The organism is Butyricimonas hominis, assembly GCF_014287455.1.
Taxonomy (GTDB): Bacteria; Bacteroidota; Bacteroidia; order Bacteroidales; family Marinifilaceae; genus Butyricimonas; species Butyricimonas muris.
In genome coordinates this window covers 321,730-348,387 of sequence record NZ_JACOOH010000003.1, presented here as the reverse complement: position 1 = coordinate 348,387, position 26,658 = coordinate 321,730, and the positions used below count along the sequence as shown (strand labels likewise).

Sequence of the window (26,658 nt, the reverse complement as noted above, 5' to 3'; positions counted from 1 at the left end):
CTTTTTTTATGTATGCGCTATCTTTATTTCACCCTTATCCCATCTTAAAAATACTGCTTTTACATACCATTGACATAGCATGGACGCTCGTGTACGTCCATGCTACGTTCATGCTACGTCTATGCTACGTTCATGAGGTAGTGTATAGGTAGCCCAAGGGTAATTTTAATGTGCCCACTCGGCGAAGAAGTCGTTTCCTTTGTCATCGACGATGATGAAGGCGGGGAAGTTTTCAACCCGGATTTTCCGGATAGCTTCCATTCCTAATTCTTCGAAAGCGACGATTTCAACCGATTTGATACTTTCCTTGGCAAGGATCGCGGCAGGTCCGCCGATGGAACCGAGATAGAATCCGCCATGCTTCTTGCAGGCGTCGGTAACGGCTTGCGAACGGTTACCTTTGGCAACCATAATCATGGAACCGCCGTGGTCTTGGAACAAGTCAACGTACGGGTCCATACGTCCGGCTGTTGTGGGACCGAAGCTCCCGGATGCCATACCTTTGGGTGTCTTGGCGGGACCGGCGTAATAGATCGGGTGTTTCTTGAAATATTCCGGCATGGGTTTGCCCGCGTCGAGCATCGCTTTGATTTGGGCGTGCGCGATATCGCGTGCCACGATTAGGGTTCCCGACAGGTTCAAACGAGTTTTTACCGGGTATTGGCTTAATATCTTCAGTACTTCCTCCATGGGTTGATCCAAATCTATATCCACGGCAGGGGCTAGAGCCGGATTCTCGGCGGGTAGGAAACGCGCGGGATTCTTCTCGAGTTGTTCGAGGAAGATTCCGTCTTCGGTGATCTTCGCCTTGATGTTGCGGTCGGCACTGCAACTGACACCGATTCCCACGGGGCAGGATGCGGCGTGACGCGGCATACGGATTACCCGTACATCATGTACCCAGTATTTGCCGCCGAATTGTGCCCCGATACCCATATCTTGGCAAATTTTCTGTATTTTGGCTTCCCATTCCAGATCGCGGAATGCCTGACCGCCCTCGTTTCCCTCGGTAGGCAGGTTGTCGTAATATCCCGCGGATGCTTTCTTCACGGTCGCCAAGCAGGTTTCGGCAGAAGTTCCGCCGATGACCACGGCCAGGTGGTAGGGAGGACAAGCGGAAGTACCCAAGTCTTTCACCTTTTCCTTGATGAACTTGGTCAACGCTTCCTCGGTCAGAAGGGCTTTGGTCTGTTGATAGAGGAAAGTCTTGTTGGCAGAACCGCCTCCTTTGGTGATAAACAGGAACTCGTATTTATTGCCTTGCGTGGCGTACAGGTCGATTTGCGCGGGAAGGTTCGTTCCGCTGTTTTTCTCGTTGAACATGGTGTAAGGTACTACCTGCGAGTAACGCAGGTTGCGATCGCGGTAGGTTTCATACACCCCTTTGCTGATCGCCTCGGCGTCGTTGAATCCGGTCCACACGTTTTCACCTTTCTTGCCGATAGCGATGGCGGTACCCGTGTCCTGACAGGTGGGGAGTTCTCCCTCGGCGGACACGACTTGATTCATTAACATGGTGTGAGCGACAAATTTATCGTTGTCACTGGCTTCCGGGTCTTGTAGGATATTGGCTAATTTCTGCAAGTGAGAAGCGCGAAGATAGAAAGATACGTCGGCGTACGCTTCCCGGGCAAGTAATTCAAGCCCCTCTTTTTCAATCTTCAGTATTTTACGTCCTTCGACTTCTATTGTCTTCACGTAATCCTTTGTTAATAAACGATATTCCGTGTCATCTTTCTGTATCGGAAATGGTTCTTGATACTTGAATTCTGCCATAATCTGTATTGTTTTTGTGTTTATATTCTATTGTTCCATAACGGAAAAATTTCTTTAATTTGTCGCAACGAAATTAGAATTAATAAATGAGAAACGCAAATTATATTTACACGGGGCAAACGCGTCAAAACGCTTTTTGCCCTTTTAGTCAAAAGTTTATAAAGTTCATAAGGTTTATAAGGTTCTTAGACCCTGCGGGGCGCTTTGTCCACGGCAGCATGGCTGCCGGTAAACCTTGTCCGAAGGACGCCCGTTACTTTATGAACTTTATAAACTTTAGGAGCTGAAAGCTCAACTTTATGAACCGGACGAAAAGCGTTTTGATGCGTTTGCCCTAGCAGGTTACATTTGCCTCTGGCAAGTTGCAGGTTATGAAATTTGTTGTATCTTTGTTCAAGAATTTAAACTTGTAACTTGCCGCTTGTGGCAAATGTAACCTGTAACTTTACCGGAGGTAAAATGATATTTATTGTTATTGTTGTTTTCCTGTGTCTGGATTTTATCCTTGAACGGGTGCTGGAACATTTGAATTTTAAGCATATGTCGCCCGTGTTACCCGAGAGTCTGAAGGGTATCTATGACGAGAGGGAATACGGGCGTTTCCAGTCGTACAAGCGGGAAAACGGACGGTTGGACAGTTGGAGTTCCGGGTTCGGCTTTGCCGTGATGATGATTTTCCTTCTGGCGGGCGGTTTCGGGTGGTACAATGATTGGGTGGTGTCCGTGACCGATAGTGCCGTGTGGCAGACGCTTCTTTTCGTGGTCGGGTTGTCTTTGGCTTCATCCGTGTTGGATATCCCTTTCGATTATTACGCTACCTTTCATATTGAAGAAAAATACGGGTTCAATAAAACCACGAAGAAGATTTTCTGGCTCGATGCCGTGAAGGAATTACTGGTTTCTCTTGTCATGGGAGGCGTGTTGCTGGCACTTGTCGTGTGGTTCTACACGTGGGCGGGCGCTTCTTTCTGGCTGTACGCTTGGGGAGTCGTGATCGTGTTTTCGCTTTTCATGGGGATGTTTTATTCCCAGTTGATAGTGCCTCTGTTTAATAAACAGACTCCTTTGCCAGAGGGGAGTTTGCGGGATAAGATTCAGGCGTTTGCCGGGAAGGTGGGATTCAAGTTGGATAATATATACGTGATCGACGGCTCGAAACGTTCGACAAAGGCTAACGCTTATTTCACGGGACTGGGGCCCAAGAAACGGGTGGTGTTGTACGACACGTTGATTGACGATTTGACGGAAGAGGAGATCGTTGCCGTGCTGGCGCACGAGATCGGGCATTACAAGAAACGGCACACGTTACAGTCCATGGGACTTTCGATAGTGCAAACGGGTATTATACTCTGGCTGTTTTCCCTGTGTGTCAACAATGCGGCATTGTCCGGGGCGTTAGGAGGCGATAAGGCATATTTCCAGTTGGGATTGATGGCTTTCGCTATACTTTATTCTCCGGTTAACTTGATTTTGAGTATCGGCATGAACGTGTGGTCACGGAAGAACGAGTACGAGGCGGATGCTTTCGCCGGGACTCATTACGAGGGGGAGTATCTCGTGTCGGGATTGAAGAAAATATCGGTGAAGTCTTTGAGCAATCTGACGCCTCACCCGCTGTACGAGTATATTCATTATTCTCATCCTTCTTTATTGAAACGGATTAAGGCAATTAAACGTATTCACGAATAAAAATGTAAATCCATGAAAGCGATCATTATTACAATCGGTGATGAAATCCTGTTAGGACAGATACTGGATACCAATTCACAATATATTTCGAAACAATTGACTCGCCTCGGGGCGGAAGTGATTGATATTTTATCTATTGCCGACGATCGGGAGGAGATATGCCATTGGGTGGATTACGCCATGAAGCGGGCGGAGCTGGTTATCGTGACCGGTGGGCTCGGACCGACGAAAGATGACGTGACGAAGAAGGTGTTGGCGGATTATTTCAATACCCGCTTGGTGATGAACGAGGAGGTGTTGAAGTGGATCGAGAAGTTGTTGGAGAACGGGGGAATGAGTATGAATGAGGCGAATCGCGGTCAGGCTCTTCAACCCGAATCGGCAAAGATTCTGTTCAACCGCAAGGGGACGGCTTCCGGCATGTGGTTCGAACGGGACGGGAAAGTATTGGTTTCTTTGCCGGGCGTGCCTTTCGAGATGGAGGATTTGATGATGCAAAGTGTGGTTCCCGGGTTGCAACACTTGTTCCCGCACCTGCAACTGGATTACAGGATGCTGAAGGTGTATGATATCCCGGAGTCGGAATTGGCTATCCGATTGAGTCAATGGGAAGAAACGCTTCCCGAGGGATTCAGTCTGGCTTATCTGCCTTCCCCGGGATTTGTTATGTTGCGATTGACGGCTAAGGGAAAGCAGGTGTATAATTTGGATGCCCGTTTCGACGGGTTGAAAGAAACACTGGAGGGATTGCATTACACGGAAGGAGAGAACGGGGGGACGGAGCGGGAATTGGGAGAGTTGCTGTTGATGAAAGGAAGGACGATCGCTACCGCCGAGAGTTGCACGGGTGGGAATATTGCCGCCCAATTGACTTCCATTGCCGGGGCTTCGGCTTATTTCAGGGGAAGCGTGGTCGCTTATGCCAATGACGTGAAGGAACGGGTGCTTGGAGTGAGCCGGGAGGATCTGGAACAATTTGGTGCCGTTAGCGAACCCGTGGTGCGACAAATGGCAGAAGGTGTACGCCGCCTGATTGGAACCGACTACGGGGTGTCCACGTCCGGCATCGCGGGGCCCACGGGTGGTACGCCGGAGAAACCGATCGGTACGGTCTGGATCGGTGTTGCCGGACCGGGAAGGACGGTCGCCCGCAAGTTTACCTTTTCTTTTACGCGGGAAAGGAATATCGGCAAAGCTACCGTGAAAGCGATAGAGTTGGTTATTGAAGAAATTCGCGGTGGAAATAGATAATTTTTTCAAGGAAAATTCGGTTGCCCCGTGTGGGGTGAATTGTGGGGTGTGTATGGCTTATTTGAGAAAGAAAAAGCCATGTAGGGGATGTTGGTCTGATGGTGTGAAGATGAAACATTGTACCTCCTGTCGTATTAAGAATTGTCTTCTTTCGCGGGAATCCGGGGGGCATTATTGCCACGAATGCGAGAAGTTCCCTTGCTTGTCGGTGAAAGGATTGGATAAACGATACCGGACTAATTACGGGATAAGTCTTATCGATAATCTTAGACGGGTGCAAGAAGTTGGTGAAGTTCGTTTCTTGGAAGAGGAACGGGAAAAATGGAGATGTAAAGTGTGTGGGAATGTCCTGTCCGTACATTTGAAAGCGTGTATGTTTTGTGGTGGAGAGAGATGAGAAAAGTGGGTGTCAAAAGTCATTTTAAAACTCCCTCCCCCCTTCGGGGTACTCCCTCTATAAACAGAGGGAGAGCTAAAATACTCACCGTCTTCGGTAAGTGTCACCAGCTCCTCCTCTGTTTATAGAGGAGGTGGATGCGAAGCAGACGGAGGAGTTTTTAGAGGTAAATGACTTTTGACACATTCTTTTGGTATTTTAATTTTTTATTCCGATGTAGAATACATAACCGTAATACGATTTGTATCGTTGATAGAGATTGCTCTCGTTCAATTGTCCGGTCACGAAGGTTTTGGCGTCATCGCTGTACTTGTATTTTTGCAGGAATGATTCCGCATGTTCTTGCGCGGGACGGAAGAAGTTTTCTGTCCAACAATTTTCGGGTAACACGAAATGTGCCGCGGGAGTATATCCCGCCTGTTCCATTTGTTTTATTTTGGTCGAGATCAAATCGATTTCACTGTAATGGAATGTCCAGAAACGGTCTATTTCTTCGGGACGTGTCGGCGTGAACCATGATGCTTCCGAAACGGCAATTATTCCCCCCGGTTTTAGAAATTTTTTCCACTCGTTCAATCCTCTCTCGTACCCGATGTTGTAAATTGAACCCTCCGCCCAAATCAAGTCCAGTTCGTTTTCTTTAAACGGTAATTCTGCCATAGAACCCGTGATTCCGGATACCCGGTCGCTGAATCCATGTTGTTTCATGCGATCGTTTACTCTGGCAATCATCTTGGGTAGTAAATCAATAGCCGTGATTTTCCCTCGCGTATTCGCCGCGAGGGTTAGGGTTTGTCCTCCCGCCCCGCAACCGATATCGGCGATTTTTGATTCCGGGGATAGATTCCCGACGAAGCTTAACGCCAGTTTTGTTACCTCTTCACTTCCGGGACCTTGACGATCCAATGGTGAGAAAAAGTCTTCGATCATGTTCATGTCGAAGTCCGCGATTAATTTCAATTCTTCTTTCATGATGTACTTGTTTTTTGAATAATGAATAATATGTTTTGAATCACGTGCTTTTCGGGCACAAGGATTCAAATGATGATTTTCGAGGCACCCGTGGATGTGCTTCAAAACCTTAAAAGTATTTTCAATAAGAAATCATTCCGGGTGGAATACCCGAATCGAAAAGCCCAGTCTGAAAAGATTACAGACTGTTAATTACGCATTTATCTTCTTAGAATTTGTTGTTTTCAAAAAGCAATTGTATTATTTCCGGGAGTAAAGATAGTGCTTTTTGGGTTATTTCCAATAGTATGTGTCATTTACTTACCGGTTGTAGTATATTATTCCCCCGATTAGCAAAAGTCCCAAGAGGATTGTGAACACGATTTTCAGGGTACTGTAGGGGCGATCCCCCGTGACTTCTCCCGTTCTTCCGTTCACGAAGAAGTGGTATACTTTTTTGCCATACAAGTAAGACGACATGTAAACAGGCAGTAATATCAATTTGAATTTGATGTTGTCGTACCGTGTGTTTTTTGATAAAATCCGCTGTTTGTCGCCACCGATGTCCCGTCGGATGGCAGAGTCTATTTGTGTTGCCATTTTGCCTTGGGCAATCTCGAATCCTTGGGTGAGGTTGATGATGTATTTTTCCGTGATGAACCCGCTTAGGAAACGGTTGTCCATTTCCACGAGGTTTTCCGTGTCCCAGTCTTCGATTTTTGCCACGGTTCCCGAGGCGATTAATTTGGACGCCGGAACCATTACATCGTCGAAAAAGAGGGATATGTTTCCGTCGCGGTAACTCCACGCCGTGCGGATTACCGTGCGTCGGTTTTTGCCTGTTCCTACCGAGGTCGTGTAGGTAACACCCCGTTGTCCCGTGTATTGGGTTTCCGTTTGTGCGTCGTATGTCCAACAAGGGATATACACGCCTTGCATTTTTTCGGAGCAACGGGCTTGTTGTTTCAAGTTACCGGGTGCGAACCATAATTTCCGTAACCATTTGTGGAGGCAGGCATCGATTTCCTTGCCGGAGATTTGGAACGGTAGCAGGTAGGATGGTTTGAACAGTCGTTCATAATGCGCGTCGGCTTCAATCAAGGGAGTACCGCAGTAGGGGCACTCCATGGATTTCACGTTTTCGTCGAATGTCGATTCGGCGCCACATTTCCGGCATTTGATGATGTTTGTGTTGCGCGTGTTGAGTTCTTCAACGTGCCGGATGTGTTGCATGTAGTCCAGTTCGTTGATATTGACCACCACTTTCGTTTGGATTGGGGTGTCCGCCCCGCAATATTCACAATGCAGGAATGTTGTTCCCGGTTTGTATTTTAGCACGGCTCCGCAACATTCACACGGGAATGTGTCACCGATCGTCCGGTTGTCCTCGGTTTCTTCCGTCATACTTTATTTCTGTTTTGGAAGCGGCGGGGGTGTTGTTGTCCATAAACTCTGTAAGTCAGCTTGCTCTCCGGCCGGAACCCACTCCGGTAATCCGTTTTTCCATACCAGAGACTCCCGGTTCAGAACTTGTTGCTTTACCAGTTCGAGTAATCGCGCGAGGTTATAGGGACCGGACTGTTGACCGTTGATGGCGACGTAGTACAGTGTTTCTCCCGGTAATGGCGGGGGGGGGGCAGGGGTATTCTGCCCGTTTTGTCTGTCCGACGGGTTCATCATGTTTTGAGTCATCTGTTGGGCCATTGCTATACCCGCTCCCAGACCGACGCCCATTCCGGCTGTGCCCGACGGATTCTCCGCGGCTGCTTCCATGGCTTTGGCGGCTTTTAGTTTAGTCAATTTATCCAAGTCGATTTTTTCCAGACGGCTGAGTTCGAATATTTCTTTTTTCACATCTTCGGGCATAGAGATGTTTTCAATCAGGAATTTCGTTACTTCCATGCCGTAGGCGGCAAAGTCACTTTGCATGTAACCGAAGATGGCTTCCGATAATTCGTTCAAGTTGGAAGCGTAACTCTCGATCGGTAAATTTGACTCTCCCGTGGCATCGGAGAAACGGGTGACGATGATACTCTTCAATTGTTCGCTGATATGCCGGGTGGTAAACGATTGGTTTGTGCCCACGATCTCCCGGATAAAAACGGGAGCATCGGTAATCTTGAACGAGTATATTCCGAATGCCCGTATTTCAACCATCCCGAATCGATTATCGCTTAGGATAATGGCGTTTTTTGTTCCCCATTTCTGGTCTAAGAAGTTTTTCGTGCTCACGAAGTAAACTTCAGCCTTGAACGGGCTGTTGAAACCGTATTTCCAGCCCTTCAACGTGCTTAATACCGGGAGGTTCTCGGTGTTAAGGGTATAAGTTCCCGGGGTGAATATATCCGCTATTTGTCCCTCGTTGACAAAAACAGCCGTTTGTCCTTCCCGGACGATGAGTTTAGCGTTGTTTTTTATCTCGTTGCCATGTCTTTCGAAACGGTACACGATGGTGTCTTGGGTGTTGTCCAAGAATTCGATGATGTCAATAAACTCGCCTCTAAGTTTACTAAATAGCCCCATGTGTTTTATCTTTAGTGTTATTTTAATTTCACGTCAAAAGTATATTTTTTTGTGCAATGTTGTCGATTTGCTTTCTGTAAATTTATCTTTTTTCACGGAAATTCTCTCGTTATCCTAAGGTAATACTACCTCAACTTGCTTATCAGCCGGATGTAAGGCGGTTATCGCGTCCTTTGCCAACGGGGAGATAAGAGGGGTAGAAGTATTTTGTGACGGAGTAGGGGTTGTATTACGGTAGGATTGCCTTGGAAATTCAACAGGTAGATTTATTGAATGTAGACAAGAATTTTCTGTTTAACAGATGTTGGTTATTGATATTTAAAATTTAATTTTATCTTTGCTTTTCCAAAGAATGTTGGATATGACAGATGAACAAAATACGGTGCAGCGACTGATTGCCGGGGATGTGAAGGCTTTCGAAAAAGTGTTTCGTGATTATTCCCGGGAGTTGTATTTTGTCGCGTTGGGATTAAGTCGTGATCAAGCGGTGGCGGAAGATGCCGTGCAGGAGAGTTTTGTTTATTTGTGGAGTCACCGGGAACAGATAAACGTGAAACATTCGCTCGTGAATTACTTGCGGAAAATGGTTAGGAATTACGTGTTGAATTATATGCGTCACCAGAAGGTGCGGGCGGAAAAGGAAGCGGATATTATTCGGGAACAGGTGTTCCTGAACGAAGAGGAGGAGGATATAACGCCAAAGATCGAGGCTATTCGCTCGGTGGTTGATTCTTTGCCGGAGGGATGCCGCAAGATATTCGTGATGGCGGTAATCGAGGGAGTGAGTTATGCCGAAACGGCGGAATCCATGGGAGTTGCCGTGAATACAGTGAAATCTCAGGTCAGGATAGCCTATAAGAAAATAAAGGAGTCGGTGCAGAATAATCCCGATAATACGGCGCTTACTATGTTATTTTTACTTTCCTTGAAAAAAATGTTATAATCTTTTCACCCTTTCGGGCAGTTCGAGTGCATTTATTATGCAACGAAAAATGAATGTATTCATGAAAACAAAGGATGAATTGTTCGAGAGTTTATGGAATGTGTTGTATCCCAAGGAGTATTCCCCGGAAAAGAAGATAGATCCGGATGTGCGGGAGGCGATAGAGAAGCTGTATGACTTGACGTCTATGCCGGAACCCGATTATGACAGGATATGGAATCGGGTGGTGAAAGACCCGGTTATCGTGCGGCGTCACAAGATACGGCGGGTATTAAGGTATGCTGCCGTGATTATTTTGCCGTTTATATTACTTTTAAGCGGGGTATTCCTGTTAAATCGGGATAAGCCGTCCGGTGAAATGGCAGTGTCGTTTGAGCGTCCCAAGAATGCTATTCTTCTGACATTGTCCGACGGTTCGGAGTTGAATCTGAGGGAAATGCAACAGAAGTATCTGACGAGAGAGAGTATGGTGGAGATACGGCAGGATAGTACGAAGGGATTGGTTTATGAAACAAAAGCCGAGGATGATACGGTTCGGCGATATCATACTCTTGAAATTCCGGTAGCTGCCGATTTTCGTTTGCAGCTTTCCGACGGGAGCGTGGTGTATTTGAATTCCGGTAGTAAGTTGAGGTACCCGGTGACTTTCGGGGGAGCGGAACGGAAAGTGTACTTGGAGGGAGAAGGTTATTTTGAAGTGGTCAGAGATGAGGAGCATCCTTTTAAGGTGGAAGTCCGGAATATGGAAGTGGAGGTGTTGGGAACGAGTTTCAATATAAATGCTTACCCGGAAAAACCGGATGTACAAACCACGTTGGCGAGCGGTAAGGTACAAGTGACGAGCGGAACGAAACGGGTGGTATTGTCGCCCGGGGAACAGGCCGCGTGCGTGAATGGCGATATTCACGTGAGGGAAGTCGACGTGCGGGAGTATACCAGTTGGAAAGACGGTATGTTTATTTTCAACAAAATGTCGCTACGGGATATTATGATTCAAATGGAGCGTTGGTATGGTTTAAAGGTTACTTTTTTCGGTAGTGGAATCGAGGAGTACACTTTTACGGGGATGATTGATAAGAATCTGCCGGCAGCGGAAACGTTCAAGGTGATCGAAAAGGTGGTAGATGTTCGATTTTCTCTGAAAGACAGGAATGTAGTCGTCACCAGACTGTAATATAAAAAATTACCGATAGTTGTTGGTAGCGTCTATCGGTAAGTTTCATGTTCCGGTAATTTGTTGGTAGCAAACCCGGATATTGTCTAACTTTAAAGTTCAAATTTATGAAAAAAAAGCAATTACACGTTGCTAGGTCAAGTTTTTTATTAAAAAAAATGCTTCGTGTTATGAAATTAACATTTTTTATTCTGTGCGTGTGTTTTATACACGTGAGTGCGGCAACTTACTCTCAACAGCAGAAAGTGTCGCTAAAATGCGAGAACGAGGTACTTTCGAAAGTACTGAAAGAATTGGAGAAGCAGACGAGTTTGTATTTCTTTTTCAATGACAAGGCGTTGGACGTGGAACGTAAGGTTTCGCTTTCCGTGGAGGACAAGGAGTTGGGAGAAGTTTTGGGAAAGTTACTGGGAAAAGATTACCGGTGGGAGATCATGAATAATTTGATCGTGGTGACTTTCAAACCGATAACGGATGAGAAGAAGGAGATAAGGATCGTGGGGAAGGTGACCGACGAGAAGAAACTGCCACTGGCGGGCGTGACCGTTTTGGTGAAAGGATTAACCGTGGGTACTGCCACGGATATGGATGGTAAATACGCTTTGACGTTACCCCGGATGGATGGTTTTTCTTTACTTTTCTCGTTTTTGGGTATGGAGACTCAAGAGGTGAAATACTCGGGAAAAGACACGATCAACGTGGTGATGCGGGAGGATGTGAAAAGCGTGGAAGAGGTGGTCGTGACGGGATATGCCAATATCAAGAAATCCAGTTTCACGGGTTCTGCCACGCAAGTGAGCCGGGAGGAGATATTGAAAGTGTCCTCTTTTAATTTGATAAGTGCCTTGGCGGTATTCGATCCTTCGTTGCGGTTGGTCAAAAATAACGAGATGGGTTCCGACCCGAATACTTTGCCGGAGTTTTACGTGCGGGGGCGTTCGGGAATAGCCAGCGTGAAGGAGTTGGATGAGATGGGAAGTTCTTCCAGTGTTGCGAAATTCGCTTTGACGAGCAATCCGAATATTCCTATTTTTATTTTGGATGGTTTCGAGGTGAGTGTTGAGAAGGTGTATGATTTTGATATTAACAGGATTGCCAATATTACGATTCTGAAAGATGCGGCGGCAACAGCCATGTATGGTTCTCGGGCTTCCAACGGGGTGATCGTGATCGAATCGGTGGCTCCTGCCCCGGGAGAGTTGAGGATTAGTTATAGCGGGAATTTGAGTATTACCGCCCCGGATTTGTCGTCTTACAATATGATGAATGCCAAGGAAGCCTTGGAAACCGAGGTGGCAGCCGGGTTGTTTGATTATGATCCGGGAGATGCTTCTCAGACACCGATAGCGCAGATAAGAATAAAGAATCAATATTATATAGAGAAACTCAATAAGGTTTCCAAGGGGGTGGATAATTATTGGTTGTCGCAACCTTTGCGGACGGAGGTTAATGCTAACCATAGTGTTTATGTGGAGGGTGGAAGCGAGAGCGTGCGTTTTGGTATAGATTTGCGTTATAATAATCAAAACGGTGTGATGAAGGATTCCTACCGGAATCGGTTGGGTGCCGGGTTTGCGTTGGATTACCGGTATAAGGGATTGCAGGTGAGGAATCAAACGACTTTCGATATCACGCGTACGAAGGATTCTCCTTACGGTACTTTTGCTGATTATACCCGGCGTCACCCGTATGACGAGTGGGTGGATAAAGACGGGAATTATGTACAAACGTTGCCTAGCTATGGTTTGACCGGAACAATAGAGAAAAATCCTTTGTACGAGGCAAGATTGGGAAATTATTCCAAGGCAGGGTATAAGGATTGGACGAATAATTTGACGATAAACTGGTATATCAGTAATTATTGGCAGATTAAGGGGCAGTTGGCTTTGAATTATAATATTTCGGATACGGATAAGTTCACGGATCCGGCTTCTTCCTCTTATAGCGTGACGGCTTCCGCTTTTACCAAGGGAGAGCGGAATCTGACCGAAACGAAGAGTTTTGGATGGAACGTGAATTTATTTACATCGTACAACCGAAGTTTGGGAAAGCACAATGTTAATCTGTCGGTGGGTATCAACGTGAAGGAGGATCAGAGAGAATTCGAGGAGTCCGCGTACAAAGGTTTTCCCAATGCCAAACGTCACGCGATTTCTTATGCCTACGAGATCGTGAAGAAACCCACGGTAACGGATAATAAAACCCGTTTGTTTGGTTTCTTTACCACGTTGAATTATAGTTATGATGATATTTATTTGTTTGATTTTTCTTTCCGGGGTGACGGTTCGTCCGAATTCGGGAGCGATAAGAAATGGGGACCTTTCTGGTCTTCCGGTGCCGGGGTGAATATCCACAAGTACGCATTCGCCGAACAATGGAGTTTCTTGGATCAATTGAAGGTAAAAGCTACTTACGGGCAGACGGGTAAGTTGAACTTCCCGCCTTATGCCGCCCGACATTCTTTCGAAACCAAGCTGGATCAATGGTATCCTACCGGAATCGGGGCAACTTTGATTGCCATGGGAAATGATAAGTTGACGTGGGAGAAAACGCTTTCTTGGGATCTGGGGATGGAAGTCGGTGTTTTTCATGGAATTTTGTTCGGTCGGTTTAACTGGTATAACCGGAAGACGATTGACGGTATCACGGATGTTTCTTTACCGGCTTCCGCAGGTTTTTCCAGTTACAAGAGTAATGCCGGAGAGATCCAGAACAGGGGTATGGAGTTCTATCTGAACGTGAAACCTTATACTTCCAAGAAGTTGGATATCGTGATATACGGTTCTCTGTCACATAATGAAAATAAGATTCTAAAGTTGTCTAAGGCTCTGGAGGAATATAATGACCGGGTAGACGAGCATTTTAAGAAATATGCCAATGCCGATGCCAATTCCCCGTTGACTTCTATTCTGTGGACAGCGGATGATAACCGGGTGTACTCGAAGCCGGTGATGAAGTATGAGGCGGGTAATTCAACGACGTCGATTTACGGGATGAAGTCAAAAGGGATAAATCCGGCTGACGGGCAGGAAATCTATCTCAAGCGTGACGGAACTATCAGTTACGAGTGGTCAACTTACGAACAACAGAAGATAGGGGATACCGAACCTTGGGGAAATGGTTCGCTGGGTATTAATGTACGGTTTATGAACTTTACTTTCTATACCACATTTATGTTTGAATTCGGGGGTGACAAGTATAACCAGACGTTGGTGGATAACGTGGAAAATGTCAATTTGTGGCGGAATAACGCAGATCGCCGGGTGCTTTCCCAACGTTGGCAGAAGCCGGGGGACGTGACTTCTTTGAAGTCTTTGAAGGATCGTTATTATATTACCCGTCCGACTTCCCGGTTCGTGCAAAAAGACCGTACTTTGACGTTCAATTCGTTGAACGTGGGATATGATTTCAATCGTGGTTTAATTCAACGTATCGGTCTGGATATGTTAAGGCTTCAGTTTAGCATGAATGATATAGCCACGGTTTCTTCTATCAAGCGGGAGATGGGGTTAAGTTATCCTTTTGCCAGAACCTTTACTTTTACTTTAAATGCAAGTTTCTAATCTAAAAAATAGAGTGAAATGAAAATGAAGAGATTGATGCAGTGGTTGTTGGCGGCGATGGTGTTGACATCGTGCAATGATTGGCTGGATATAAAGTCCGACAGTGTGTTACTGGAAGAGGAGATTTTCGGCGATTATACCGGGGTGCAAATGGCAGTGAACGGTGTGTACCGGGAAATTAGTGTTACGAATTTGTACGGGAAGAACTTGAGCTGGGGATTTACCAGTGCTTTAGCCCGGAATTACCTTACTTCGGGGTTGCCCACGGAGTTGGTGGAGGCTTCTAATTATAATTGGAAAAATTCGAGTGTACAGGAGGTGACGGAAAGTACATGGGCGAAAGCCTATAATGTGATAGCTAGTTGTAATAATATCATACAGCAGGTGGAGAAGAAGGATAGTTCTTTTTTTAATAACAAGGATATAGAGAAACAGTTGATTCTTGCCGAGATGCGCGGCTTGCGGGCGTTGTTGCATTTTGATATGTTACGCTTGTTTTGCCCGGTGCCCTCGGGAACGAATCAAGGCAGTCCGGCAATTCCTTACGTGACGAGGTATCCGGAGCATCAGCCGGAGCGAATGACTATGGAGCAAGTGCTTGAGAATATTGTTTCGGATATGGAGTTCGCGCAGGAGAAGTTGGGACCTTTGGATACCTTGAAATTCGTGGCATGGACGAAAGGAAGGCAACATCGTTTCACGTCGGGAGCTCATGCAACCCCGTTAGGAGGAGATGATTTCCTGAATTACCGGGGATTGCGAATGAATTATTGGGGTGCAACCGCATTGTTGGCACGGATATACATGTGGATGGGTAACGAGGAGATGGCTTATAAAAATGCGGAGGCTATCAAACGATTCGTGGATACGGGATGGTTTAAGTGGACACCTGCCAATAATCACGGGAATTATGATGCGTATCCGGAAATGTCCGATCCCAAACGCTGGGAAGAGCTTCTGTTGGGATTCTATAATAAAGATAATCTGGAGAATTTCGAGAAGGCAGCTTCGTATGATCATTATTTTAGAATGAATGAAATGGAGAAACTTTTCGGGTTGGAAACGGATGATTATCGTTATAAATTTTATAACCGGTATAATGATAATCACCGCTATCTGGTGTGGGAACGTCCTATCGCATCTATAACTAATATGAGTGGTACCGTAACCACGAATATTACCCATCAGTGTCCGCTTATTCCCGTGGTCCGTTTTCCGGAGATGTACCACATCATGATCGAGTGTCTGATTAACAAGGGACAGATCGTGGAGGCGAAAGCGTTGTTCTCCACGTTGAGAATCCAGCGGGGCGTGAAGGAGTATGCTTTGCCGGATGATCCGGATGACTTGAAGGAAAAGTTGGTGTACGATATGATTCGCGAAGGGTTGACAGAGGGGCAAACGTTTTTCATGTACAAGCGATTGAATCATGATATTTTTAACGGGGATAGGGATATTCCGATGACAGCGGATAAGTTTATTGCCGAATATCCTAATAATGAAACGTCTTATTAATTTAATGGAAGAATTTATGAAACGAATACTATTGATATTAGGAATGTTGTATCTCTTCTCGGGTTGCGAGCGGGAACATATCATGACTTATGGTAATGATGCCTACATTCAGTTCACGGGTAAGATGGCGGATTCTTTAGAGTTTTCTTTTACTTTTTACCCGAACCGGGATACGATAGATTACGGTTTAGGCGTGAAATTGGTCGGGCTTCCGGAGGACAGGGAGAGAGAGTACAAGGTTGTTGTCGTGGATGATTACACGACTGCCGCCTCGGGAAATTATATACTGCCGGAACGTTGTGTGCTGGGAAAAAACGAGGAACAATGCGAGTTGGTTGTGAAACTTGTTAAAACTCCGGATTTACAAACGACACCGGTAAGACTGACCGTGCGTCTGGAACCGACTCGGGATTTTATGCTTGGGGAAACATCCCATATCGCTCGCATTATTTGGATAAATGATAAGATTTCTAAACCGGATTGGTGGAATAGTGTAATCGTGAATAGTTATTTGGGTACCTATTCAGATGAAAAGTATCGTTTGTTTATTGAAATTACCGGGGTCGGGTATTTGAATCCGGAGGATGCCGTGGACTGCCGTTTCAACGCGTTGCTTTTGAAAAAACATTTGAATGAAAAAGAGGCAAACGATGAAACCGTGTACGAGAAGGACGGGCACACGAAAATGACTGTTACAGTAATTGGAAGTTGATTAAATGGAATATATGATGAGAATAGCGATTATATTTTTGGGAATAGTGTTTTCGTGGTTATTAAGCGGATGCTACGAGGACAAGGGAAACTATGATTACGCGGAAGTTAACGAAGTGATTGTTAATTTGAAACCGGCGAATACGTACACGATTTACGGTTATCTTGGTGAAGAGCTTGTGATTGTTCCTGAATTGACATTCCAAAACCCGTCGGATACGTTAGAGTTTGATTACACTTGGAAAATCGATACGATGGTTATTTCGCGTGAGCGTGTGTTGAGATACACGCATCAAGGGAAATGTGAAATTTATTCACTAAATCTGTTCGTGACAGACCGGAAGTCCGGGCAGGTGTATTATGATCGTAACGGGGTGGCCTTGCAGATAGACTCCCCGTATAAGTATGGCTTTGTTCTTTTGGCAGAAAAGAGCGACGGGGCGACTGAGCTTCATTATTTGCGATTGGAAAAGCCCACGGATGAGCCTTTTTACTATCTTCCTTTTTATAATCTTTACAGTTCCTTGCATCCGGGCGATCCTTTAGGACGGAAACCGTATTATATCACGGAGAATTTTACAACTCCTAATAATGGAGGGGACGAGTTGACGATACTTCAAGAGGGAGGTGGATGTGTTTCTTTGAACGGTACGTTGTGGAATAAAGAGGTTGCTTTGGAAGAGGAGTTTTATGGAGGTTATCCGGAGGGTGTGTATCCGAAACTTTTGTTATTCGGTAATGTTGTCGATTTAATGATAGGTGATAACGGGAAGGCTTATTCCCGGTATATTTATCCACAATCAAGTCAGCCGACAGGTTTTCATCTGACTCGTTTTATGAATATTCCTTTTGATTTCGATAAGCCCAATACTTATATTGACAGGATAATACCCGCTACTTATTTTTGGGTGGGTTTGCAGTTGATGCACGATAAAGCGAATAACAGATTCGTGGCTATCGCTGCCAATGGAGATCCGTCTGCGGGGTTACAGGGGGTCATTCGGGATAATTCGACAGATCCTGATGAGTTCGTGGATTTGACGGATTTTGGTGATTATTCCTTGGTTTGGGCGACATGCGAGAGAGGTGATTACGGTACCGGGCATTACCGGTGTATATTCAAAAAAGACGGTGAGTATTATGTTCAAAAGTTCTCGTTGTCCAAGGACTATTATTACGCGACGATGAACGTGTCGAATAGAGGTAAGTGGCTGTTTGCCGGTTCTGATATTGTATCCGATCAAGCGGTGTATGCTATGTTGAGAAGTGGAAATTACATGTACTTCGCGGAAGGGAAGTCGCTGTACTATTGTGAATTTCGTAATGAAGCAGGGGGAATACGACAAATCGTGAAGAAAATTCATGATTTTGATAAGAATGTTACACATTTAACCCCGGATTACAATGGCGATCGGTTGTTGATAGCGTTGGAGGGAGGAAAAATCTTTATTTTCTACACGATTGATCAAGTGTTGGGTTCACCGGATCCGTGGGCAGCGGGAAATATGTACGAATCACCTGATAATGTTGATTTGGGAGAGATTAAACAGGTGATATTCAAGTACGGTAATTTTATGAGTAGTAGTGGCGGAAGTGCCCCATGGTAGCAAGGATGAGGGGGGAATACCCCCTCATTTTATAATAATGTTTCCAGATATAGTATCACGGCTATGGATGATAGGTTCCCCAGTTCATCTTGTAAACGTTTTAAGGCTATCGTTTTTTGTTTTTTCACGGTGTCCACGGCAAGGTCTAATTCTTGGGCGATTTCGGAAGGTTTTTTCCCATCGAGTGTCATGAGGCAGATTTTTTTGCATTGCGGGGGGAGATGGTCAATTGAATTTAATAGCTGACGATATACTTCTTCGCGAATGAGAACGTGTAACACGGAAGGATTTTCTTGCTCTTCTATTTCATCGGATATTTTTTTCTCGTGTTGTTGTTGAATCTTTTGCTTTCGGATGTGGTTTATACATTTGTGTTGTACGGAGCGATATAAATAGGTACGGAGAACTAATTCATTTGTGAATTTGAGTTCCTTTTCCCAAAGTTGCACGAATAAATCTTGAACTATATCCTTTGCAGCCTCGTTGTCGTTGATTATTTGAAAGGCGAATTGCACTAAAGGGGTATAAAATTCTTTAAATAGAATCTCATATTCGGACTCGTCGTATATGTTGCGGAAGTTTTTCATTATCAGTTTAATCCACCTCTGAAGTGTAATATGAATAAATGTTCATTTAATAATACTCTTTTCGTGCTTGAAAATCATTAGTTGAATTTTGATATCAAGTAAATGAAAGACTTTGATTATGAAATAGATCGAAAATACATTCATACACTTGTTTAGAAATAAAAAAACACTAATTTTGAATTTTATTAAATGAACGTTTTTATATATTATCTGTATGGTTTCTAGCTTATTTTATTTTTTTAGAAATCCGATCTATTGGAGTGATGTATCGCTATAATCTATGAATTTTTTGAGTTTCTTTTACCACTTTTTATCTCTTGATGTGTTTGTATTATAAAGAGAGATAAGAAATGGATAAGAATTTTGAGATTGCAGATATAATAGTTGCTTTTATCAAGAATGAGGCGACTCCTCGACAGATAAGCGTGTTAGATGATTGGATAAATGAATCGGAGGCTAATAAACGCTTGTTTATTTCATTATTGGATGAGGTGGCATTTGAACAAAGGCTGAGTAGTCCGAGTATGTTGGAAGTGGAAGATGCGTTTGGAAAGGTGCGTGCAAGAGTAAGAAAATCCAAACGCGGCTATTGGCGATATGTTGCTGTAGCGGCTTCTGTTGCAGTGGTTGTTGCTATCGGTGGCATTATGGCATATTGGGTAGGAATACCGGAGAAACAGGGTATTGTCACTCGGCAACAATCTATATCCGTGGGGAAGAGTCGGGCATTTTTAACTTTGGGTACGGGTGAAAAAGTGGCTTTGGAAAGTCAGGATACATTGTTGAGGGGAAAAGCAATGAATATCCGGATACAGGAAAACGGGGAAGTCTTTTACGAGATGGCGGATTCCATTGCACCCGCGGAGGTTGAATACAATATAATGGAAACACCGCGGGGGGCGGAATTTCAATTGGTGTTGTCCGACGGGACAAAAGTGTGGTTAAATGCCGGGACAAAATTACGTTATCCCGTGAAATTCATTGGAAAAGAGCGAAGAGTGGAGTTAACGGGAGAGGCTTATTTTGACGTGACTCGTGACGAGGATGTGCCTTTTGTCGTGGAGACTTCCCGCTCTGCTGTGACTGTTTTGGGGACGGAGTTCTGCGTAAGGGATTACGCGGGTGAGGCAAATCTGACTACTTTGGTGCAAGGGAGCGTTTCTGTCGAAGATCAGCGGGGCAATGCTTATCTGATACGTCCGGGGCAACAAGTGAATATCGGCAAGGAGGATTCTCGGGTATTGGACGTGGAAACTATTTATTTTACTTCATGGAAAGACGGGTATTTTATATTTAACGAGGCGACATTGAGCGAAATTATGAGCGAGTTGTCTAAATGGTATGATTTCGATTGTTTCTTCCTCAACCCGGATGCCGGTAATGAAAGACTAACTGCAAGACTGAAAAAATATGATGATATAAGCGTTATTCTGGATATTTTATCCCGGACAGGTAATATACAATTTACCCAAAAGGGAAGAGCTATTACGGTAAGAAGCGCTTGGTAAGAAAAACTTCGGGGAACAGGCACCACCCAAATTCCCCGTAAGTAATTATTAATTAACGTACAATTAATACGCAAATTTATGAAAAAAACGGAGAATGCGGGTAAATGCCCGCGAGAAAAATTGAAACATCTGATGAGGCTCTTGAATGTCTTGTTGCTGATGACTTTATTATGTATGCCTTCGCGAGGATTCTCGCAAGAAAAAAGGTTCACGTTTGAATTTAAACATGTGCCGGTGAGTACGGTTTACCTTCACATCGAGAAGAATAGTGATTATTCTTTCGTGTACAATACCCAAGAACTTCAACGGATCGGGTTGAAAGATTATAAATTTGAAAATGCCACGATTCAGGAAATTCTGGATTATTGTTTGAAGGGAACCGATTTGAAATACGAGATTCGGGACAAACATATTATTATCAGTCGTACGCGTGAAATTCGGGGGCCGGAGGATATGCAGCAAATTCGGGGAAGGGTGATCGGTAAGGATAGCATTGCACTGCCGGGAGTAACGGTTATGTTGAAAGGAACGACCATGGGAATCACGACTGACCAAAGAGGGTATTACTTTTTTTATATCCCGAAGCGTGATGATGCCGTGTTGGTGTTTTCTTTCGTGGGAATGAAAACACAAGAAGTTCCTTGTAAGGGGAAAAATATTATAAACGTGGTCATGGAGGAAGACGTGGCGCAAATGGAAGAGGTGGTCGTGACCGGGTATCAGACGATGCGGAAAAGTGATGTCGTGGGTTCTGTCACTACAATAAAGGCTTCGGATATCATGATGCCAGCCTATACTTCAATCGATCAGATGTTGCAGGGGCGTGTTGCCGGAATGATGGTGATGAACACGAGTTCCCGCGTGGGGACGAGTCCGAAGATTCGGGTTCGGGGAACTTCAACTATTTTAGGTAATCAAGACCCGTTGTGGGTAGTCGATGGGATTATTCAGCCGGACCCGCTTCCCATAGACCGGAGTGACGTGATGGTGGATGATTTGAAAAATATTCTGGGGAATCAAATATCATGGTTGAATCCGGCGGATATTGAAACGATCACGGTGTTGAAGGATGCTTCTGCAACAGCGATTTATGGTTCAAAGGCGGCAAACGGGGTTATCGTGATAACGACGAAACGGGGGCAACAAGACCGTATGACCGTGAATTATAGTGGTACTTTTTCTTTTAGAGCCCGTCCGAATTACGGTTTGTTCAATTTGATGAATTCCAAGGAACGAATCCAGTTTAGCCGGGAAGCGTTTGACGAGGGTGCGATTTACTCATCGACACCTATTGGTTCTATGGCTACCTACGAGGGAATTATGCGTTTGTTCTATGACAGAAGAATAACTAAAGATGAAGCCGAAGAAGCAATATTAAAATTAGAGAAAACGAATACAAATTGGTTTGAATTGTTGACTCGAAATTCTTTCAGTCACAATCATAATTTGAGTATTTCGGGTGGAAGTACGAAAGTTACTTATAACGCTTCCTTGGGATACAGCGATCAAGCCGGAATAGAATTGAATAATGATGCAAAGAATTTAAGCGGGAGAGTGAATGTCGGGGCACAATTACATCCTAAAGTTCACGTGGATGTGAATTTGATAGGTTCAATTAATAAAACGTGGGGGTACGCGGCGGAAGTAAGCCCGATGAAATACGCGACGGAAACAAGTCGTTCGGTATTGGCTTATGATGATAATGGTGATCGTTACTACCAGCAGAAACGCGGAGGATATCGATATAACTCGGACGAACACTATTTAGGCTATAATATTTTGAATGAAATAGATCATAGTTATTCAAGAAATAAGACATCCCGTTTAGACGGTTCTTTAAATTTCTCGTGGGAAGTGTTACCGTGGTTGAAATATGAATTTGTCGGGGGGGTGAGTAATAGTACCGGAACCAGAGAGTCTTATGCCGGAGAGCAAACGTATTATGTCGCAAAGAACTATCGAGGCTATGATTATGAATCTGAAATGTACGGTTCGGATAAGTATAAAGCGGCGATGTTACCATTTGGCGGGGAATTGTTGAATGGAGTAAGTGATATATTTAGTTGGAATATTCAAAATAAGGTATCTTTCTCGAAAACAATACAGGAAGATCACCGGATAAACGTATTATTGGGTACGGAGGTGATATCAACTCGAACTCAAGAACGGTCGCAAACGATATTTGGTTATGTCGCGGAGAGAGGAGAGCAAGTTGTGCAACCGACACCAATTAAGGATATTGTGCCTCTCGGACAAGGTGGAGCCGTTTATAATTGGGGTATTTTGGACAAGCTTTTTAACGGACAAGGTTGGGCGCGTAATTCTGTGGTTTCCAATCAGTTTTCGATATTCGCTACTTTGGCTTATTCTTATAAGAATCGGTACGTTTTGAATGCCAGTATGCGTAATGACGCTTCTGACCGTTTCGGGCAAGACCAGAACAAACGTTTTGATCCGACTTATTCATTCGGTCTTTCATGGAATATTGCCCAAGAGCCTTGGTTGCAGAATTTTTCAAGTATATTGAATCAATTTAATTTGCGAGCCTCTTACGGGATTCAAGGAAACGCAGTGAATTCCATTAGTCCGGAACTTATTTTAAGAAGAGATATGATAAAGCAATATTATGGCGAATACATGTCCAAGATATCCCGTTTACCGAATCCGGATTTGAGTTGGGAGCGCACGAAATCATGGAATTTTGGCGTGGATATTCAGTTGTTGCAATGGATTACCATGAATCTGGAATATTACACGAAGTCGTCCAATAATATAGTGAATCAAGCTATCGCTCTGGAATACGGACGTGATGGAATGGAAATTAACGGTGGACGGATCACAAATTCCGGGGTGGAGTACACGTTAAGCATAACTCCTATTCGTTCTAAAGATTGGGGATGGACGATCGGGTTAAATTCTTCAAAAAACTGGAATACGGCGAAAACACAGTCTATAAGTGAAATACGATTGGATGATTATTTGAGTGGTGCCACGGATAAGGTGTTGAAAAAGGGATATGCGCTGTCCAGTTTCTGGTCTTATAGTTACAAGGGAATAAATCCCGACAATGGTTCTCCGGAATTTAATTTGATTTTCGAGGAAGATGAAAACGGTAATTTCGTGAGGTCGGAAAACGGAAACCTTGTATTGAGAGAAATCTCAGAATTAACGGATATACTCGTGTATTCGGGAAAGACAGAGCCGGATTTCACGGGAGGTTTAACGACCAGATTGAGATGGAAAGGTTTGACATTCGGGGCAAATTTCTCCTTGTTATTGGGAGCGAAGAAAAGATTGCCCAATCCATATCCGTCCAATGGTAATATACCTCTTTCGGACGTGAATTTGAGTAAAGACTTAATCAAACGTTGGAAAAAGTCCGGAGATGAGAAATACACGGATATACCCGGTGTTTACTCGGGACGGATTGCTAATTATATAAATCTTCAGGATGGGATATCTCATAATTATTATGAAATGTGGGGTAGGTCGGATTTGAGGGTGGTAAGTGCCTCTTTTTTGCGTTGTCAACAGATGTCTTTAACGTGGAATGTCAACTCCGTGTGGTGCGCAAAGGTAGGTATAAAGAGTTTGTCACTGAACACGATCATAAATAATGTATTTGTTATCGCTGATAAAAAGTTTGACGGGTTTGATCCGGAATTAGGTGATAGTGTTCAGCCTAAAACTTATTCTTTTGGTGTAAATATCGGTTTTTAAAAATGAAATCTTATGAATAGAATATTGAAATATGGTTTTTGGCTTATTGTGTCGGTTTTGACTTCTTGTCATGATTTTCTTGAGCCGAAATCACAAACGGAATATGTACCTAAACTGGTGAAGTCTTTGGACGAATTACTGTTGGGAGAAGTTTACATGGGACCCGGGATAGGAGATGGGGCATTTTATAGTGTATTAGGATTGTTTGATGATGATGTTGCCATTCGGAAAGAGTGGAACGCGAACAATGAGGAAGCGGGATTGAACAATATACGCTTGACTTACACGTGGGCAAAAGATATGAAGGATAACTTTAGTAATTATAATATTTACGGGGAAGTCTATAAAAAAATCGTGGGATGTAATTCCGTGTTGGATTATATTGATGATGTGCAAGGAACGGAGATTGAAAAAAATAGAGTGATGGGACAAGCGTTAGCATTCCGGGGGTATTTTTATTTTCATCTGGTGAACTTGTACGGTCAACCTTACTCTTTTAACAAAAATGCCTTGGGAGTGCCTTTGAAATTGAACTCGAAATTGTCAACGGGAGGGATGCCCCGGAATACGGTGGAGGAAGTGTACACGCGAATAGTGAAAGACTTGCAGGAAGCAGAACGTTTATACAAAACCCTGCCGGAGGATGAACAGAACCTTCATAATAATAGAATTAATCTGCCTTGTATACAGTTGATTTTGTCCCGTGTGTATTTATACATGGAGAATTGGGAACAGGCATTAGCTTACGGGGAGAAGGTGATTAAAGACTATAATTACGAGATAATGGATTTAAACTCTTTGCCATTGCCCGAACGGTATAACGATCCGTCCTATATGAATTATTATACTTGGGAAAATCCGGAGGTGATGTTTTTGTTTGGTAATCAGGGTGATGTGTTGGCATTGCCTATGACAACGGTTCAGTACACGGAATATAGCGAATCCGGCAGACCGACTTACTACACTTATAATCTTTCTGTTGTATCCGATAGTCTGGTTAATGCATATGAATCGATAGATTTGCGAAAAAAGCATTATTTAATATGGGAGCAAGTGGGACGAGAGGAAACTCCTCACTATTATAGACCGATAAGTAAATATGAGGTCGGATCAAATTATGGGATGAGTTGGGGATGGAGTGCCGGGAACTGGGGGATTGCCTTTAAAGTGACAGAGGCGTATTTGAATGCGGCGGAAGCAGCGGCATGTTTGTATAAAGAAACCGGAAAAGGGGAATATTTAACGAGAGCCGGGGAGCTTGTGGATCAATTAAGATTGAAGAGGATTGTTGCAGGTGCTTTTCGGGATTGTTCGATAACCGATCCGGATAAATTAATCTCTTTTGTTCGGGATGAGCGTCGCCGTGAGTTGTGTTTCGAGAATCATCGTTGGTTTGATTTACGGCGTTACGGGATGAATGAATTGAAACACGTTTGGTACGATAAAACGGGAAATTCGACGGAGTACGTGTTAGAGAAGAATGATCCCGGTTTTACTTTACAGATACCTGAAGAGGCATTTGAACATAATCCCGCTATGGTACAGAATGAACCTAGAAAATAGTGTAATTTAAATTGTATTGTTATGTTGAAAACGCAAATATATTGGATATTATTGCTATCTCTACTGGGATTGGCATCGTGCGGAGATGATGACAACATCGGATTCGTGGAGAAGTTTGATTTACAACAGTTCGATTTTCCACAGGGAGATAACCCGTGGGATAAAGAAATCGAGCAAATAGCCAAGGATTGGGGTATGTATATTATATACAAGGATGTTGATAGTACTCATCTGAACAAGATGTGGACAAGTCCTATTTATTATGATCCGATCTATGTTTGCAAGACGCCGAGTGATGAAGATGTTCAGGTTTATCTGGAACTTGTAAAAACGTGGTTGTTGGGAAGTTTGGATAAAAATAAAGATTCGGATAGAAAACAATTGCCTTTTTATTTATATCTGGTAAATGATTTAAACGATGGTAATCCGCGATCGCAAACATACGGGAAAAAGCATATCCAGTTTAAAAAAGACGGGTTAGATTATTGGAGCCTCAGTTTTACCGGCGAGGAATTGGAGGCGGGCTTAACTTCCGAGATTATTCATAATGTGGCTTGTTCTTTTAGTTACCCGGGTTTGAAAGTACGTTTTTCGAGCGGTGAGTATGAAATACCGGATGAATTTGCTGTAATGTCTGACTATGAATCGAGAATCGGTATTCGCTATTACTCTTTGGAGCAATTTAAAATAGATAATCCGTGGGCTCCTGACTCTTACTACACGGAGGATGTTATGGTGCACCCGAATGAAAAAGATCCGGAGAATGCTTTTCAAAGACGAGGGTTTGCCCCGGAAATAGGAGAAGATTTTAAACCGGTGACTGTTGTTGGTTGGTCAAAGACGTATGGGGCTCCCACGTGGATGCCATGGATCGTGAAAATAATAGAAACTCCCTATGGATCTTTCGAGGACGATCGCAATCCCGGACCTGTTGCGGAAACTGTTAAAGAAAGAGTTTTACTGGATTTCATGAATATGGTTCGTTTGGCTATGACTTACCCGGAAACACAGATACGTGAAGATTTTCCCCTTGATGCGGAAGATCCCCTTGAACAAGCAGGTAATCAAATTATCAATGATAAATATGATTTGGTTGTAAAATACATGAAAGACACTTATAATGTTGATTTGCCCAAGTACGCGGATATTTTAGACGGCGAATAGTGTTAAGAAGAATGGG

18 protein-coding genes are annotated in these 26,658 nt (G+C 44.0%); 13 read left to right on the top strand and 5 right to left on the bottom strand.

Going from position 1 to position 26,658, the window contains the following annotated elements; all coding sequences use genetic code 11:
- Positions 1 to 165: 165 nt before the first annotated feature.
- Positions 166 to 1,776, bottom strand: a complete 1,611-nt coding sequence (locus tag H8S64_RS08285) for a fumarate hydratase (RefSeq protein ID WP_099292839.1) — start codon at positions 1,774 to 1,776, stop codon at positions 166 to 168.
- Between the two features lie 423 nt (positions 1,777 to 2,199).
- Between H8S64_RS08285 and H8S64_RS08280 the strand changes: the two genes are divergently transcribed.
- Genes H8S64_RS08280 through H8S64_RS08270 form a run of 3 tightly spaced genes read left to right on the top strand, consistent with a single transcriptional unit; the run spans position 2,200 to position 5,113 of the window.
- Positions 2,200 to 3,465, top strand: a complete 1,266-nt coding sequence (locus tag H8S64_RS08280; protein ID WP_366482539.1) for a M48 family metallopeptidase — start codon at positions 2,200 to 2,202, stop codon at positions 3,463 to 3,465.
- Between the two features lie 12 nt (positions 3,466 to 3,477).
- The gene (locus H8S64_RS08275; protein WP_186975701.1) at positions 3,478 to 4,716 is read left to right on the top strand and encodes a competence/damage-inducible protein A; all 1,239 of its coding nucleotides are present in this window, start codon (positions 3,478 to 3,480) and stop codon (positions 4,714 to 4,716) included.
- A complete protein-coding gene (locus tag H8S64_RS08270) occupies positions 4,703 to 5,113 on the top strand; it encodes a DUF3795 domain-containing protein (protein WP_222621162.1) in 411 nt (136 codons plus the stop codon). Before H8S64_RS08275 ends, H8S64_RS08270 begins: the two co-directional genes overlap by 14 nt.
- 198 nt (positions 5,114 to 5,311) lie before the next feature.
- On the opposite strand, the gene H8S64_RS08265 is transcribed toward H8S64_RS08270, so the two are convergent.
- From H8S64_RS08265 to H8S64_RS08255, 3 genes are all read right to left on the bottom strand, one after another.
- Entirely contained in the window at positions 5,312 to 6,085 is a 774-nt protein-coding gene (locus H8S64_RS08265; RefSeq protein ID WP_186975700.1) for a class I SAM-dependent methyltransferase, read from the bottom strand.
- A 300-nt stretch (positions 6,086 to 6,385) separates the two neighbouring features.
- Positions 6,386 to 7,468, bottom strand: a complete 1,083-nt coding sequence (locus tag H8S64_RS08260; RefSeq protein ID WP_186975699.1) for a TFIIB-type zinc ribbon-containing protein — start codon at positions 7,466 to 7,468, stop codon at positions 6,386 to 6,388.
- A 3-nt stretch (positions 7,469 to 7,471) separates the two neighbouring features.
- Entirely contained in the window at positions 7,472 to 8,587 is a 1,116-nt protein-coding gene (locus H8S64_RS08255) for an SPFH domain-containing protein (protein WP_186975698.1), read from the bottom strand.
- Between the two features lie 361 nt (positions 8,588 to 8,948).
- On the opposite strand from H8S64_RS08255, the gene H8S64_RS08250 reads away from it, so the two are divergent.
- The 6 genes from H8S64_RS08250 to H8S64_RS08225 all read left to right on the top strand — a co-directional run bounded on the left by H8S64_RS08250 (position 8,949) and on the right by H8S64_RS08225 (position 18,100).
- Entirely contained in the window at positions 8,949 to 9,530 is a 582-nt protein-coding gene (locus H8S64_RS08250; RefSeq protein WP_186975697.1) for an RNA polymerase sigma factor, read from the top strand.
- Positions 9,531 to 9,591: 61 nt separating this feature from the next.
- Positions 9,592 to 10,704 carry a FecR family protein gene (locus tag H8S64_RS08245; RefSeq protein ID WP_255469478.1) on the top strand — a complete coding sequence of 371 codons (1,113 nt, stop codon included), beginning with the start codon at positions 9,592 to 9,594 and terminating at the stop codon, positions 10,702 to 10,704.
- Between the two features lie 170 nt (positions 10,705 to 10,874).
- Positions 10,875 to 14,267 carry a SusC/RagA family TonB-linked outer membrane protein gene (locus H8S64_RS08240; RefSeq protein ID WP_186975696.1) on the top strand — a complete coding sequence of 1,131 codons (3,393 nt, stop codon included), beginning with the start codon at positions 10,875 to 10,877 and terminating at the stop codon, positions 14,265 to 14,267.
- 18 nt (positions 14,268 to 14,285) lie between these two features.
- Positions 14,286 to 15,782: a RagB/SusD family nutrient uptake outer membrane protein gene (locus H8S64_RS08235; RefSeq protein WP_255302050.1), complete on the top strand. Its 1,497-nt coding sequence runs from the start codon at positions 14,286 to 14,288 to the stop codon at positions 15,780 to 15,782.
- Positions 15,783 to 15,798: 16 nt separating this feature from the next.
- The gene (locus tag H8S64_RS08230; protein ID WP_176555090.1) at positions 15,799 to 16,494 is read left to right on the top strand and encodes a DUF4843 domain-containing protein; all 696 of its coding nucleotides are present in this window, start codon (positions 15,799 to 15,801) and stop codon (positions 16,492 to 16,494) included.
- 16 nt (positions 16,495 to 16,510) lie between these two features.
- The gene (locus tag H8S64_RS08225; RefSeq protein WP_186975695.1) at positions 16,511 to 18,100 is read left to right on the top strand and encodes a PKD-like family lipoprotein; all 1,590 of its coding nucleotides are present in this window, start codon (positions 16,511 to 16,513) and stop codon (positions 18,098 to 18,100) included.
- 29 nt (positions 18,101 to 18,129) lie between these two features.
- On the opposite strand, the gene H8S64_RS08220 is transcribed toward H8S64_RS08225, so the two are convergent.
- Positions 18,130 to 18,687: an RNA polymerase sigma-70 factor gene (locus H8S64_RS08220; RefSeq protein ID WP_186975694.1), complete on the bottom strand. Its 558-nt coding sequence runs from the start codon at positions 18,685 to 18,687 to the stop codon at positions 18,130 to 18,132.
- Between the two features lie 350 nt (positions 18,688 to 19,037).
- Here H8S64_RS08220 and H8S64_RS08215 point away from each other — a divergent pair, with 350 nt between their 5' ends.
- The 4 genes from H8S64_RS08215 to H8S64_RS08200 all read left to right on the top strand — a co-directional run bounded on the left by H8S64_RS08215 (position 19,038) and on the right by H8S64_RS08200 (position 26,642).
- Positions 19,038 to 20,195: a FecR family protein gene (locus H8S64_RS08215; RefSeq protein ID WP_186975693.1), complete on the top strand. Its 1,158-nt coding sequence runs from the start codon at positions 19,038 to 19,040 to the stop codon at positions 20,193 to 20,195.
- 78 nt (positions 20,196 to 20,273) lie between these two features.
- Complete coding sequence (locus tag H8S64_RS08210) at positions 20,274 to 23,915, top strand: SusC/RagA family TonB-linked outer membrane protein (protein WP_255469477.1); 3,642 nt, start codon at positions 20,274 to 20,276, stop codon at positions 23,913 to 23,915.
- Positions 23,916 to 23,927: 12 nt separating this feature from the next.
- On the top strand, positions 23,928 to 25,478 hold the full coding sequence (locus H8S64_RS08205) for a RagB/SusD family nutrient uptake outer membrane protein (protein WP_186975692.1): 1,551 nt from the start codon (positions 23,928 to 23,930) through the stop codon (positions 25,476 to 25,478).
- 21 nt (positions 25,479 to 25,499) lie between these two features.
- Positions 25,500 to 26,642, top strand: coding sequence for a hypothetical protein (locus H8S64_RS08200; RefSeq protein WP_186975691.1), 1,143 nt, complete (start codon positions 25,500 to 25,502; stop codon positions 26,640 to 26,642).
- Positions 26,643 to 26,658: the final 16 nt, after the last annotated feature.